This window comes from Sphingobacterium thalpophilum (assembly GCF_038396785.1).
GTDB lineage: Bacteria > Bacteroidota > Bacteroidia > Sphingobacteriales > Sphingobacteriaceae > Sphingobacterium > Sphingobacterium thalpophilum_A.
Window position 1 is genome coordinate 256369 of record NZ_CP151087.1, and the last position, 13291, is coordinate 269659.

The window sequence follows — 13291 nt, forward strand, 5'->3', positions numbered from 1 at the left end:
CTTGATTAGCAGCAGCCGCCACCAGGTTTACAAACGGGGCCATCAGCAGCCAGATTAACCATTTCCAGCTTTACAGGTTCGGCTTTGGCAACGGGGGCGCAGCATTCTTCTCCAGCTGACGTGGTGCCACAACTTCCTCCGCGGTTAATGGCTTTGCACTGGGTATAATCTGGAGTAAGGTTAACGATTAAATCTTGTCCGGACACGGTAAAATTACCCGGATACATTTGGCGTGTATCGAACTGCGAGTTGCCAAATTCAATTTTTACAATAGCATTGGGATTAAGCGGTAATTTCTTTTCAACGATATCCACGATAGACATCGCTTTACTTGCTTGCATTGCACGGCCTTCTTCTGTTTCCCTTGGTTCCCATAGTTGGACAATGATTTCAGTCCAGGAGTTCATTACGCCACCACAATCGACGGATACGATCGGAGCCTGTTTGATTTCTGTGATATGGTAGGAGGGATCTACCCATTTACCTGCTGCATATTCAAATTGTAAAATTTGATTCGGGTTTTGCTGGAGCTGCGTTTTAAACGTTTCCCAGTTGATAAATTCGGAGTTGTTCATGCTATATTGCAATTTAACGATTAATTGATATAAATTTTTTTAGCAACAGTTTGTGTTCTCTTTATAAGAGTCAAAGAAAGCTGCCAGGTTTGTTTTCAATAATTTCCAGGCTTTCGGTTCAATGCAATAGCATACCCGTACACCCTCAATGGTGCCCTGGATAATACCCGCATTCTTCAATTCTTTAAGGTGCTGGGAAATTGTTGGCTGTGCCAATCCTAGTTCCTCAACCAGATCACCACAGATACACGAATTTGCATGGATGATGGATTGAAGGATCGCAATACGGGCAGGATGGCCCAACGCTTTGAGCATTGTGGCGAGCTGATTCTGCTCTTCTGTGAATATTTCTGTCTTAGTAAGTCCCATAATATTATTGCAATATTACGATTAATTTTTCTAAAATCCCAAATTGTAAACATAAAAATTATGCTACGATGATATTAAGGATCAGTTTCAAAACCTGTGGACTACGCAAATAATTTGGTCAATCTGAACAGGAAGAAATTGATGTCACCTACACCTCTAAACTGACTTCTGAAAGCTTTTATCTTTGCATTGAAAGATTCTGCTGAAGCATTTGTACTCTTGTTGTCGAAGTAGTTCAATATTTTTTTGTGATGGATATTTATGGTTCTGGAGACGGTGTTGAATGACTTGAAGCCGGCCTGTTCCACTTTATCCGCCCATTTTGCCAACCTTGTAAAGGCGTAGATCTTATCTATGGTGGTGTTGAATATCCAAGAGAGTTCTTGGGATAGCCTGTACGCCTTTTCAATATCGGGATATCGCTCAAAGAGTACAGCAGCCCTTTCTCTTTGCTCGTAAGTCCATTTATGTTCACTTTTATAAAGCAGGTATCGGCTTCTTGCAAGTAACTGTTTGATGGTTTCACTGTTGGATAGGACTTCCGGAAAATAGGTTTCCTTATTCTTTCGTGCTTGGTCAATTGCTTGATTTTCATCGTCAATGGCCTGCCAGCGGTGCTTTATCCTTATTTCCTGAAGCGCTTCGTTAGCAAGTTGCTGAACATGGAAACGGTCTATTACCTGAACAGCATTGGGAAAGCATCTTTTGGCTATCAATCCCATATTACCGGCTAAATCAAGCGTTATCTCTTGAACTTTATTTCGTAATCTCTGTGGGATCTTTTGAAGGATCGGGATAATGTTCTCTGATTTTGTCCCGTTCAGTATGGCTACAATGGTCCCTTTTTTGCCCCGTGCTTCTTTATTGGTGACAACGGTATAGAGCTCGCCATGGGATAGGCAGGTCTCGTCAATAGAAAGATGGCCGCTGACATTCTGTGGGAAGGTCAATCCATCTCGCGCATTTTCGCGATGCTCCCAATCCTGGAAACCGCTCAGTTTATTGCGGTAGTATCTCCTTAGTTTACTGGCTGATATCCCATAGAATGAACTGATGGTCTGAATGCTATGAGCCTGGTTGTCCGCTGATACCTTTTAAAAAAGCTGCGAAATCCTGTGTGATGCGCGTCCCTTTGGCTACTAGTTCCCAATTTCTGTAGACTACTTTATCGGTATCCTGGTTGAGCCACCTGCGGCGCTTGACATGAAGATAGACCTGCATGCCACGGATAGGAAAATCTTGAAGGGTAACGGGTTCGAAAAACCCCTTGGAAATCAACTTCTGGCCTTGATATTCTTCAGGTGTATTATTGAGTTCCTCCAGAAAGATATCCAGTCTTTTTTCTTCTTTGGAATAGTGGGTCATCTCAAAATAATCGGAAACTCCTTCGGGAATAATTAAGGGCATTAACGCGTTAAAAGATTCGTGCATCTGTATAAATATCAAAGCACAAATATCTAATTATTTTTTATCCCCTCCACAACTTTTGTACATGATCCGATATTAATCGAAGTATTGCGCTCAAATCGAACTCGAAATGGCCTAATATCAACTTTTGGAGCAAAGGGTTATATTGGTGTAAAAAAAAAGAGACAACCGATACTCGGCGTCTCTTTTTGTACCTAGGGCGGGAATCGAACCCGCACTCCCTTAACGGGAACAGGATTTTAAGTCCTGCGTGTCTACCAGTTCCACCACCTAGGCAGGTGAGCGAAAAACGAGATTCGAACTCGCGACCCCAACCTTGGCAAGGTTGTGCTCTACCAGCTGAGCTATTTTCGCATTGGAATTATTATTCTTTCAATCTGTCAGAACCTTGCGTTCTTCCCTTTTGGTGGTGCCAGCTGGATTCGAACCAGCGACACAAGGATTTTCAGTCCTTTGCTCTACCAACTGAGCTATGGCACCTTTTCAATTAAGCTGTTTGCCTTATTGATGATGCAAATATAGACGGATTATTTGAATTACGAAAGCTAAAAGCGCTTTTTTTTGCGTTTAAACGCCAACCTGCTGATTTTTAAGGAAAAAAAATAAGGGGCTATTCGTGTAGAATAGCCCCTCTATAGGATATTGGTCGAGTTGATTAAGACAATTTACCAACTTCTAATACCAAGTCAACGATTTTGTTTGAATATCCCCATTCGTTGTCATACCAAGATACAACTTTAACGAAGTTATCATTCAATGAAATTCCTGCTTTTGCATCGAAGATTGATGTACGTGCATCACCTAAGAAATCTGAAGAAACAACTTCGTCTTCAGTATAACCTAAGATACCTTTCAATTCGCCTTCAGAAGCTTCTTTCATTGCAGTTTTGATTTCTTCGTATGAAGCACCTTTGTTCAAACGTACTGTTAAGTCAACAACTGAAACGTCTGCTGTAGGAACGCGCAATGACATACCGGTCAATTTACCTTTCAATTCTGGAAGAACCAAACCTACTGCTTTAGCAGCACCTGTAGATGAAGGGATGATATTTTGGTATGCACCGCGACCACCTCTCCAGTCTTTTACTGAAGGACCGTCTACAGTTTTTTGTGTTGCTGTAACCGCGTGTACTGTTGTCATCAAACCTTCAACGATACCAAATTTATCGTTTAATACTTTAGCGATAGGTGCTAAACAGTTTGTTGTACATGAAGCGTTTGAAACGATGTGTTGATCAGCTTTCAATTCTTTGTGGTTTACACCCATTACGAAAGTAGGGGTGTCGTCTTTCGCTGGAGCAGACATCACTACTTTTTTAGCACCTGCATCGATGTGTTTTTGAGCCAACTCTTGCGTCAAGAAGAAACCTGTAGATTCGATGATTACTTCAGCACCTACTTCATTCCATTTCAAGTTTGCCGGATCTTTCTCAGCTGTAACACGGATAGTTTTTCCGTTAACAACCAAATTACCGTCTTTTACTTCTACAGAACCGTCAAATTTGCCATGTGTTGAATCATATTTCAACATATAAGCCATATAATCTGGTTCAACTAAGTCATTGATACCAACAATTTCAATTTCTGGACGATTGATAGCCGCTCTAAATGCTAAACGACCAATACGGCCAAATCCGTTAATTCCAATTTTCATATTCTTAATTTTTATTGATATAATATTTAATTAAATTATGTATCGGTTCTTTTATAACAGTACCAATACTGATATTAAATTCGTCTGTGGCAACTTCCCGAAGCAAGTGCTCATAATTAAACGCTACTGAACCCGTAAAGTTTACGTCACTGTCCGGATATTCTTTCATTAAGGGCTTGATGTAGGTTTTTATAAACGTACGAAGCCCATTTTTAACCAATTGACTAATGAATAGATGATCTTTATTTTCGAGGACAAAGTCTGTAAATGAATTCAGAAAATTTGTCGGTTGTGGGGAAATATACACCCTTTCCAAAATGGTTTTCTTATCGATGTTAAATTCTCTTTCCAGTTTGTCCCGCAGATCAACAGGTAAGGTATCCGTCATGTAATGTTTGAGCAGCTGCTGGCTATTCCAGTTTGTCGCCCCCTCATCGGCCAGAATATAACCTAGACCATAGTTATTGTCAATAATTTTTTTCCCTGTATAATAAGCTGCATTTGATCCACTCCCAATGATGCCAATAATTCCTCTTTCGTCGCCGAAAGTGGAAATTGCCGAAGCAATGACATCATGATCAACCCGTACGCGCGCATTGACGAAAAAACGTTCGAGGACGTTTTTTATTTTATCTTTACGTTCCTTCGAGGAAGATCCCGCTCCGAAAAAATAGATCCGTCTGATTTTTTCGGCGTTGTTGATCAGGTTGGTGTTTTTATGCAAATGCTGTAGTATGGAGCGCTCATCTTGAAGATAAGGATTGATCCCGTTCATGCGGAACCCCGTAGTGATCCGCCCCTTGTCGGCCAATCTCCAGTCTGAAAATCGAGATCCACTATATACTACTGCTATCATGTCTGTTCAAATTACGATTATAAAATCTCAGCCATTTCCAATAAATCAGGGCTAAGTTTAATTTCCTTATTGCTGATTGCTTCTTCAATTGGAGTTGTCTTGATTTCATTACCACGAAGCCCAACAGTAACTCGTGTGTTTCCGGCCAATAATTCATTGACCGCAGCAAAGCCCAATCTACTCGCAAGCACGCGGTCGAAACTCGTCGGAGAACCACCCCGTTGCAAATGCCCTAATATACTAACTTTCGTGTCGTAATGATCAAACTTTTCTTTTACTTTTTTTGCGACATAATAAGCACCACCATTTTGGTCGCCCTCTGCAACAATAACTATAGATGACGATTTCTTCTTAATGGCACCGTCTTCTAAATGACGGATTAGATCGTCAATGGCCGTTTCTTTCTCTGGAAGTAAAATGGCTTCGGCTCCGCCAGCAATACCGGCATTTAAGGCGATACAGCCTGAATCACGGCCCATCACTTCAACAAAGAAAAGACGTTCATGTGACGCCGCTGTATCTCTGATTTTATCAATCGCTTCGATGACAGTATTGTTGGCTGTATCGTAACCAATCGTATAATCAGAACCGTAAAGGTCGTTATCTATTGTACCAGGTATACCTATAATAGGTATCTCAAATTCTTTGGAGAAAAAATTAGCCCCTGTAAAGGTACCGTCACCACCAATAACCACCAAGGCATCCACACCGGCAGCGATCAGATTGTCATAGCCTTTTCGACGGCCTTCCGGCGTCTTAAACTCCATGCAACGTGCTGTTTTTAAGATCGTACCACCACGTTGTATAATATTGCTGACCGAACGCGTATCCATTTCAATGAAATTTGCGTCGATCAAACCTTGGTATCCTTGATAAATACCCGTTACTTGCAATCCTTTATGTAATGCTGTTCGAACGACAGCACGAATACAGGCATTCATGCCAGGAGCATCACCTCCCGACGTCAATACACCTATTTTTTTAATTTCTTTTATCACACGCTATATTTTAGGTTTTACGAATATAAGATTTTTATAGTGTATATTCTACACTTTGAATAAATTTTTCAATATTTTTTTGCGCATCACGTTTAGGAAGCGTATAATTGTTACAGATAACCCGATGATTAGTAACCGCTAAATTTAGCTCAGTATATTGCACATAAATAAATTTAGAAGTTTTGTATAGTAATTTTACCGTTGACTGTGTCATATTAGGCTTTCACGAAGGAGAATTAAAAGTTCTTTTGGCCGAAAGAAATGAATATCCTTTTAAGGATTGGTGGGCATTGCCAGGTTTTTTCGTGGATAATGACGAAGAGATGGAAGATGCCGTAAAACGAATTTTGTATGAGAATACAGGTTTGAAAGATGTATTTATGGATCAACTGCATTCCTTTGCCGGATTAAAACGACATCCAAAGGGGCGCATTCTGACGGTGGCCTATTACGCCCTCGTACAGCTGGACAATACCAAATTGAAAACCAAACCTGTTACAAACTATATGAAACAGGCGAAGTGGTTCCCCGTTCGGAATGTACCTGAACTGGCCTTTGACCATAAGCAGATTTTGGACCTCTGTCTGGAGCGGTTGCAGCGCCGCCTCGCCTATAAGCCGATTGCTTTCGAGCTGCTGCCTGAAAAATTTACGCTCACCCAGCTACAGCTGGTGTATGAGGGAATTTTGAATAAACCACTCGATAAACGCAATTTTAGAAAGAAAATGCAGAATTATGGCTTTCTAAAAGAGCTCGATGAAGTGCAGACTGGAGTAGCCTATCGTGCAGCAAGGCTCTATAAATTGGATAAACGAAAGTTTTTAAAACATTTTCAGAACACGGTCGCATTCTAACAGATCTGTTCGTATAATAAAAGGCAAACTCTCGAGTTTGCCTTTTTTTTCTGAAAGTGTCTGATCTTACTGGCCAGAAAGAACCTTCAGTTTGCTTTCATTGCTGTTGGTGTCTGCGAAGTCATGAAGGTTTTGTTGTCAGGTTAATATCAAAATTATTACAATTTCAAAATTTATTTTGCCCAACATGTTACTTTTTATATTTTTGAACAATTTTTGATAAAAGTCAGAAAGTAGAAAGGAGTTTTTTGAAGAATGGAAGATAGAAAAGATCAAATCATTCATGCGGCGATAAGACGCTTTATGCATTACGGTTTTAGTAAGACTACGATGAATGAAATTGCGGAGGATATAAAAATTACCAAAGCGAATTTGTATTACTATTATTCGGAAAAGAATGCACTTATACGGGATGTGATTGTGCGTTTGACGGATGAATATAGGGAAGAGGAGGAGAAGATGGTGGCTGTGCACGTGGGCACCACTTACGAGCTGATCATGAAAATACTGGAGCTGCGCGATGCATTTGTCCGGAAATACTATATGTTGCACATGAATGAAAACCTGGAATGGATCAAGGGACTTTCCATGCAGGATTTTTTTCAATGTCTGCACGACCGAGATGTGAAGGCCTTGTTTGAGATTCTTCAGATCGGTGCCGAAAAAGGTGAAATTGATGGGGAGCACTTATATGAAACGGCGGAAATCTATGTGAAATTGATGAAGAGTTTATCCCTGATGTGCAATATCTCGGATATCATTTCGGGGATTCCAAATCAGGATCGTTTTGATGAAGTGTTGCAGAAACAAAAGCTAGCTACCAAGCTGTTTTTTAATGGTATAAATAAAAAGTAGATATAAAATTAGGACAAATAAATTAGGAATGAAAACAATCAGAATACTAGCCAGCCTTTTATTAGGTACGATGGTTTTCCAGAGTCATGCACAGCAACAATTGAGTTTAAGTGATGCGATTAAATTTGCTTTGCAGAACAAGGCTGATGCGAAAAAGGCAGGTCTCGATGTCGTAAATGCCGAACATAAAATTGCGGAAGTTAAATCGGGTGCATTACCACAGGTCAATTTTAACGGTGGTATCACTTACAATCCAATGATTCAAAAGGTCGCTTTACCAGGAGAGCTTGTGGGCCAACCGGGAACCACAGTAATGGCTGCTTTTGGACAAAAATGGCAATCGACAAATTCGATAAGCTTAAACCAACAGCTATTTAATCAAACTGTATTTACTGGACTGAAAGCTGCCAAGACGACACGCGAATTTTATGTGATCAACAAAACATTGACCGATGAGCAATTGATCGAAAAGGTGGCCAATAGTTATTATGATGTTTATCAATCCAAATTGCAGTTAAAAACGGTTGACAATAACTTGGAAAGTACCACCAAAACTAGGGATGTCATCGAAGGACTTTTTAAGAATGGGTTAGCGAAGAAAATTGACCTTGACCGTACAAATGTAGCCGTTACAAATTTGAAAGCTTCTCGCCAGCAGCTGATTAATGCCGTTGAATTAAAAGAGAATGCACTAAAATTTGTCATTGGTATGCAGATGTCGGAGCAGATTGTTATGCCGGCGTCTACGTTTGAAACAGTTGCTCTGGATGCCATATATGACCCACTTGATGTGTCCAGTAGAACGGAGATCCAGGTGCTCACTAAACAAAATGAATTACTAGAGTTGAACAAAAAAGCTGAAGCATCCAAATACTACCCCACTTTATCTTTGACTGCGAATTACGGTCGTCAGGGTTTGGGACCTGTTTTCCCAATCTTTTCGAAAGCTGAAGGTGTAAATTGGTCGGCATTTTCAGGAATTGGTCTTAATTTGACGGTTCCTATTTTCAATGGTTTCCTCACACGTTCTAAAGTTCGTCAGGCACAGATCGATATCGATAAGTTGCAGGTTGATATCGCGGATACAAAATTAGCACTGAACCTGGCAGCAGAAAACTCCAAGGTTCAGATTAAAAATTCTTTGTTAACAATTGAGGCAAACCGTAAAAACGTGGATTTGGCCAAATCGGTGCTGGACGATACCAATAATAATTACAAAAATGGTCTAGCGACATTGACTGATCTTTTGGATGCGGAAAATGCCTATGCAGATGCTCAGAATAATTTAAATACCTCTTTGCTTGATTATAAAATTGCTGAAGTGCAGTTGATCAAAGCAAATGGAAACCTTAAATCACTAATTAAAGAATAAACGACTAATACAATATGAAACGCGGAATTATTACCTTACTTATTATTGCTGCTGGTCTAGCAGGAATATTTTTTGTGTTAAATAAAAATAAAAAGAAAAATGAGGCCGAAACTGCAGAAGTAGCAAAGAAAAATGTGGCTATTGCAGTGCGTATCGATACGGCAAAAGTATCTTCCATGGACTTACGTTATACGGCTAACGGAACATTTTCTCCGAAACAGGAAGTAACTGTTTCGGCTGAAACTGCCGGCCGGGTAGTGAAAGTATTGGTTGATGAAGGTTCTCATGTGAGCGCCGGACAGACTTTGGCGATCATCGAGGGCGATAAACTGAATGTGAACGTAGCGAATGCGCAGGCTGCATTTACCAATGCGCAGGCCGCTCTGCATCGCTTTGAAAGTGCCTTCTCTACAGGTGGTGTAACCAAACAACAGTTAGACCAGGTGAAATTGCAATTTGAGAATGCGAAAAATAACTTAAAAGCGTCTAAATTAAATGCTGGCGATGTAACCATCAAAACTTCGGTTTCGGGTATCGTCAATTCACGTAAAATCGAACCGGGTACTTACCTAAATGTGGGCGCTGCAGCATTCGATATTGTCAATGTCGCCACCTTGAAATTGCGTGTCAATGTAGACGAAAAGAATGTGGCTACCTTAAGGATCGGTCAATCTGTTGATGTGACAGCGAGTGTATATGCAGATCAACGCTTTACAGGTAAAGTAACTTTTATTGCTCCTAAATCGGATGGTAGCTTAAACTTCCCAGTGGAAATCGAGGTAAATAATGCATCGAACCAATTGCGTGCTGGTATGTACGGTACAGCCATCTTCGGTGAAGGTGTTGCTAGCAATACGTTGATCGTACCTCGTAATGCCTTTGTGGGTAGCGTGAGCGACAACAAGATCTTTGTGCTGAAAAACGGTAAAGCCATCGAAACAAACGTCAAATCAGGTAGAAACTTTGGTGATTACATCGAGATCTTAGGTGGTTTGCAAAATGGGGATCAGGTGATTGTTTCGGGGCAGATCAATCTATTTGACCAAAGCCCTGTAGAGATTATTAAATAGAGCATACTGTAATCGGTAGCAGATGGAACCTCGGTTGCATAGCTATTAAAAATAAATTATTCGAATGAAAATTACCGAAATATCGATAAAACGCCCCAGTATAATTATCGTATTATTTATAATACTGACATTAGGCGGGTTGTTTTCTTATACGCGATTGGGCTATGAATTGGTCCCTAAATTTGAAATTAACGTCATTACGGTACAGACGGTCTATCCGGGAGCTTCGCCCGCAGAGGTGGAGAGTTCGGTGACCAAAAAAATAGAGGATGCTATTTCATCCTTGGAAAGTATCAAAAAGGTGGAGTCGACTTCGCTGGAAGGGGTATCGATTGTCATGATTACCCTCAACAACGGTGCGGATGTCAACTTCCTGCTTACGGATGCTCAACGGAAAATCAATGCCGTGATCAACGATCTGCCGGATGATGTAAAGACACCTTCACTCTCCAAATTCTCCCTGGATGATGTGGCCATCATGAGTTTGGCCGTCACGTCCAATTTATCGGAAAAAGAACTCTACGATCTTTTGGACAATAAAATCCAACCGGTCTTTGCGCGGATCAATGGTGTTGCCAAAGTGGACCTGATCGGTGGTGAGGAACGTGAAATCCAGATCTCTGTAGACCCGAAGAAAATTGAAGGTTATGGACTGACAATTTCGCAGGTACAGCAAATTGTAGCATCATCCAATCTCGATTTCCCGACAGGTAACGTCAGTACTCGTGATAATCGGACAACCATCCGTCTTTCGGGTAAAGTAACTTCGATTGAGGAGCTGCGTAACCTCCCGATCACAACGCCGGCAGGGGTGCAGATTTATCTGCGCGATATCGCCGATGTGCGGGATGGTATCAAAGAGATTGAAAAAGTAGCTCGCCTGGACCGTCAGAATACAATCTTATTGCAGGTCTTTAAACAGTCCGATGCAAATGCGGTAGCGGTGTCCGAAGCGGTCAAGAAAACCATTGCGGTACACGATAAAGACGGAAAAGTAATTTCTGGTGTAGAGAAGGATTATGCGGCACAGAATATTAAAATTCTGGTGGCCAATGACTCTTCAGAATTTACCTTGAATGCAGCCGATAACGTGATCCATGACTTAATGATTGCCATTGCATTGGTGGGCTTTATCATGTTGTTCTTCTTACAAAGTTTACGTAATGCGGCGATTACCATGGTGGCGATTCCTTTATCTTTGATCGCTACCTTTATTGGCTTGCTTTTGATGGGCTATACCTTAAACTTGATGTCTTTACTCGGTTTATCCCTGGTAGTAGGTATTCTTGTGGATGACGCGATCGTTGTTATCGAGAATATTCACCGCCACATGGAGATGGGTAAAAACAAGGTGCGTGCGGCCTATGATGGTGCTTCGGAAATCGGATTTACCGTAACGGCGATCACCTTGGTTATCGTGGTAGTGTTCCTGCCGATCGCAATGTCTACGGGTTTGGTGGCCAATATCCTGGCACAATTCTGTGTGACGGTAATCATCTCGACTTTATTATCCTTATTGGTGTCATTTACGGTAGTGCCTTGGTTATACTCGCGTTTCGGCAAATTGGAGCACTTGAGCAAAACTTCTTTCTTTGGTCGTATTATTCATGGTTTTGAAAGCGGTTTGAACAGCTTTACACATTGGGTTGCTGGATTGTTGACCTGGGCTTTAAAGAACGTCGGTACGAAATTGGCTACGTTGTTTTTGGCAATCGGTTTACTTGTTGCATCGTTTTTTTTGGTCGGTATGGGGTATATTGGTTCGGACTTCTTCCCGAGTATCGACCGTAAGGAGTTTTTCATCCAGTTGGAACTCGATAAAGATGCTTCCCTGGAGAAGACCAACTTGTTGACGCAAAAAGCGGAGGCTTACATTAAATCGAAACCTGATGTCAAAGAAATTATTACGACAGTGGGGCAGTCTTCGGACGGTATGGCTTCAACAACGGGTTCGCGTTATAAATCGGAGATCCACGTGATCCTCGACAAGGAAAATTTTGAGGGTAACTCACAGGTGTATTCAGCGACGCTGAAGCGTGAACTGGAAAATAAACTGATCGGTGCAAAAATCAAAACCGTCAATGTGGGTATCATGGGAGCGGAGCAGGCACCATTGAAGCTGACCATTATCGGTGCTTCTGTCGAAGATGCACAGGAATTTGCAGAGAAGGCGGCAGATCAATTACGTAAGATTCCTGGGGCTGCGGGTGTCAAATTGACTTCTGAAGCGGGTAACCCTGAGATCAATGTGAAGATCGACCGTAATAAAATGACCTCTTTGGGACTGAATGTCTCTACTGTGGGTATGACAATGCAGACGGCATTTTCAGGAAATACGGATAACAAATACAGAGCGGGTGATAACGAGTACGATATCAATATCCGCTATGCGGAAAATGGTCGTGCCAATATCGACAACGTACGTGATCTGAAATTTATCAATAATCAGGGTGCCTCTATTTCTTTGGATCAATTTGCCAATGTAACTTTTGGTTCGGGACCTACGTTGTTGGAACGTCGCGACAAGTCGCCGGCAGTATCCATTCAGGGACAGGCAATCGGTAGACCAATGGGTACCGTAGCGCAAGAGTGGCAGGCACAGTTTGAAAAACTGCCGCGTAAACCGGGTATCGTCTTTATCTGGGGTGGTAATATGGAAAACCAAACCGAAGGTTTTGGTACTTTGGGTATTGCCTTATTGGCATCTATTATCCTAGTATACTTGGTAATGGTTGCTTTATACGATAGTTTTATCACACCATTTGTGGTCTTGTTCTCGATTCCATTGTCGTTTATCGGAGCCCTATTGTTCTTGGCGCTGGGAAATCAGACCTTGAATATCTTTACGATTTTGGGTATCATCATGTTGATTGGTCTGGTGGCCAAAAATGCGATCATGCTGGTTGACTTTGCCAACCATCGTAAGGAAGCTGGCGATAATACACACGATGCGTTGGTGGCAGCCAATCACGCGCGTCTTCGTCCGATTTTGATGACGACAATTGCCATGGTATTTGGTATGATTCCTATCGCAATCGCTACTGGAGACGGTGCCGATATGAATAGAGGTCTTGCGATCGTTATCATTGGTGGTTTGTTATCTTCTTTATTTTTAACCCTGGTTGTTGTACCAGTGGTGTACTCCATTTTTGACAGTCTTCAACGTCGTTTTGGAAAGAAAGAAAAGACAAATTATGAAGCCTTGATGAAGGAAGATTATGACCATGTCGACGTGGCAGAACACTAAAAAATAATATATT

12 protein-coding genes and 3 tRNA genes are annotated in these 13291 nt (G+C 41.4%); 5 read left to right on the top strand and 10 right to left on the bottom strand.

The genetic code is table 11. The features are described 5' to 3' along the window. Positions 1–5: 5 nt before the first annotated feature. From AACH28_RS01190 to pfkA, 10 genes are all read right to left on the bottom strand, one after another. Complete coding sequence (locus AACH28_RS01190; RefSeq protein ID WP_341832011.1) at positions 6–575, bottom strand: DUF6428 family protein; 570 nt, start codon at positions 573–575, stop codon at positions 6–8. 39 nt (positions 576–614) lie between these two features. Then, positions 615–944, bottom strand: coding sequence for a helix-turn-helix transcriptional regulator (locus AACH28_RS01195; RefSeq protein WP_112376344.1), 330 nt, complete (start codon positions 942–944; stop codon positions 615–617). Between the two features lie 101 nt (positions 945–1045). Continuing rightward, positions 1046–1894 carry a transposase gene (locus tag AACH28_RS01200; protein ID WP_341831486.1) on the bottom strand — a complete coding sequence of 283 codons (849 nt, stop codon included), beginning with the start codon at positions 1892–1894 and terminating at the stop codon, positions 1046–1048. A 115-nt stretch (positions 1895–2009) separates the two neighbouring features. Further along, positions 2010–2375, bottom strand: coding sequence for a transposase (locus AACH28_RS01205; RefSeq protein WP_149525777.1), 366 nt, complete (start codon positions 2373–2375; stop codon positions 2010–2012). 188 nt (positions 2376–2563) lie between these two features. Next, positions 2564–2648, bottom strand: a tRNA-Leu gene (locus AACH28_RS01210). 5 nt (positions 2649–2653) lie between these two features. Beyond that, positions 2654–2726: transfer RNA gene (locus AACH28_RS01215), tRNA-Gly, on the bottom strand. Positions 2727–2776: 50 nt separating this feature from the next. Then, positions 2777–2852 (bottom strand) — tRNA-Phe (locus AACH28_RS01220). A 175-nt stretch (positions 2853–3027) separates the two neighbouring features. After that, positions 3028–4026: a type I glyceraldehyde-3-phosphate dehydrogenase gene (gene gap, locus AACH28_RS01225; RefSeq protein ID WP_070561154.1), complete on the bottom strand. Its 999-nt coding sequence runs from the start codon at positions 4024–4026 to the stop codon at positions 3028–3030. A gap of 4 nt (positions 4027–4030) precedes the next feature. Beyond that, positions 4031–4882 (bottom strand): hypothetical protein, encoded by an 852-nt coding sequence (locus tag AACH28_RS01230; protein ID WP_341832012.1) that lies wholly within the window; start codon positions 4880–4882, stop codon positions 4031–4033. Between the two features lie 17 nt (positions 4883–4899). Then, positions 4900–5877, bottom strand: coding sequence for a 6-phosphofructokinase (pfkA, locus tag AACH28_RS01235; protein ID WP_075994837.1), 978 nt, complete (start codon positions 5875–5877; stop codon positions 4900–4902). Positions 5878–6062: 185 nt separating this feature from the next. Between pfkA and AACH28_RS01240 the strand changes: the two genes are divergently transcribed. The 5 genes from AACH28_RS01240 (at position 6063) to AACH28_RS01260 (ending at position 13278) form a co-directional block, all read left to right on the top strand. Further along, positions 6063–6734: an NrtR DNA-binding winged helix domain-containing protein gene (locus AACH28_RS01240; RefSeq protein ID WP_075992906.1), complete on the top strand. Its 672-nt coding sequence runs from the start codon at positions 6063–6065 to the stop codon at positions 6732–6734. A gap of 255 nt (positions 6735–6989) precedes the next feature. Further along, entirely contained in the window at positions 6990–7589 is a 600-nt protein-coding gene (locus AACH28_RS01245) for a TetR/AcrR family transcriptional regulator (RefSeq protein ID WP_341832013.1), read from the top strand. Between the two features lie 28 nt (positions 7590–7617). Then, positions 7618–8961 (top strand): TolC family protein, encoded by a 1344-nt coding sequence (locus tag AACH28_RS01250; RefSeq protein ID WP_341832014.1) that lies wholly within the window; start codon positions 7618–7620, stop codon positions 8959–8961. A 14-nt stretch (positions 8962–8975) separates the two neighbouring features. Continuing rightward, a complete protein-coding gene (locus tag AACH28_RS01255; RefSeq protein WP_341832015.1) occupies positions 8976–10031 on the top strand; it encodes an efflux RND transporter periplasmic adaptor subunit in 1056 nt (351 codons plus the stop codon). A 64-nt stretch (positions 10032–10095) separates the two neighbouring features. Further along, positions 10096–13278: an efflux RND transporter permease subunit gene (locus AACH28_RS01260; protein WP_341832016.1), complete on the top strand. Its 3183-nt coding sequence runs from the start codon at positions 10096–10098 to the stop codon at positions 13276–13278. The last annotated feature ends 13 nt before the right edge of the window (positions 13279–13291 follow it).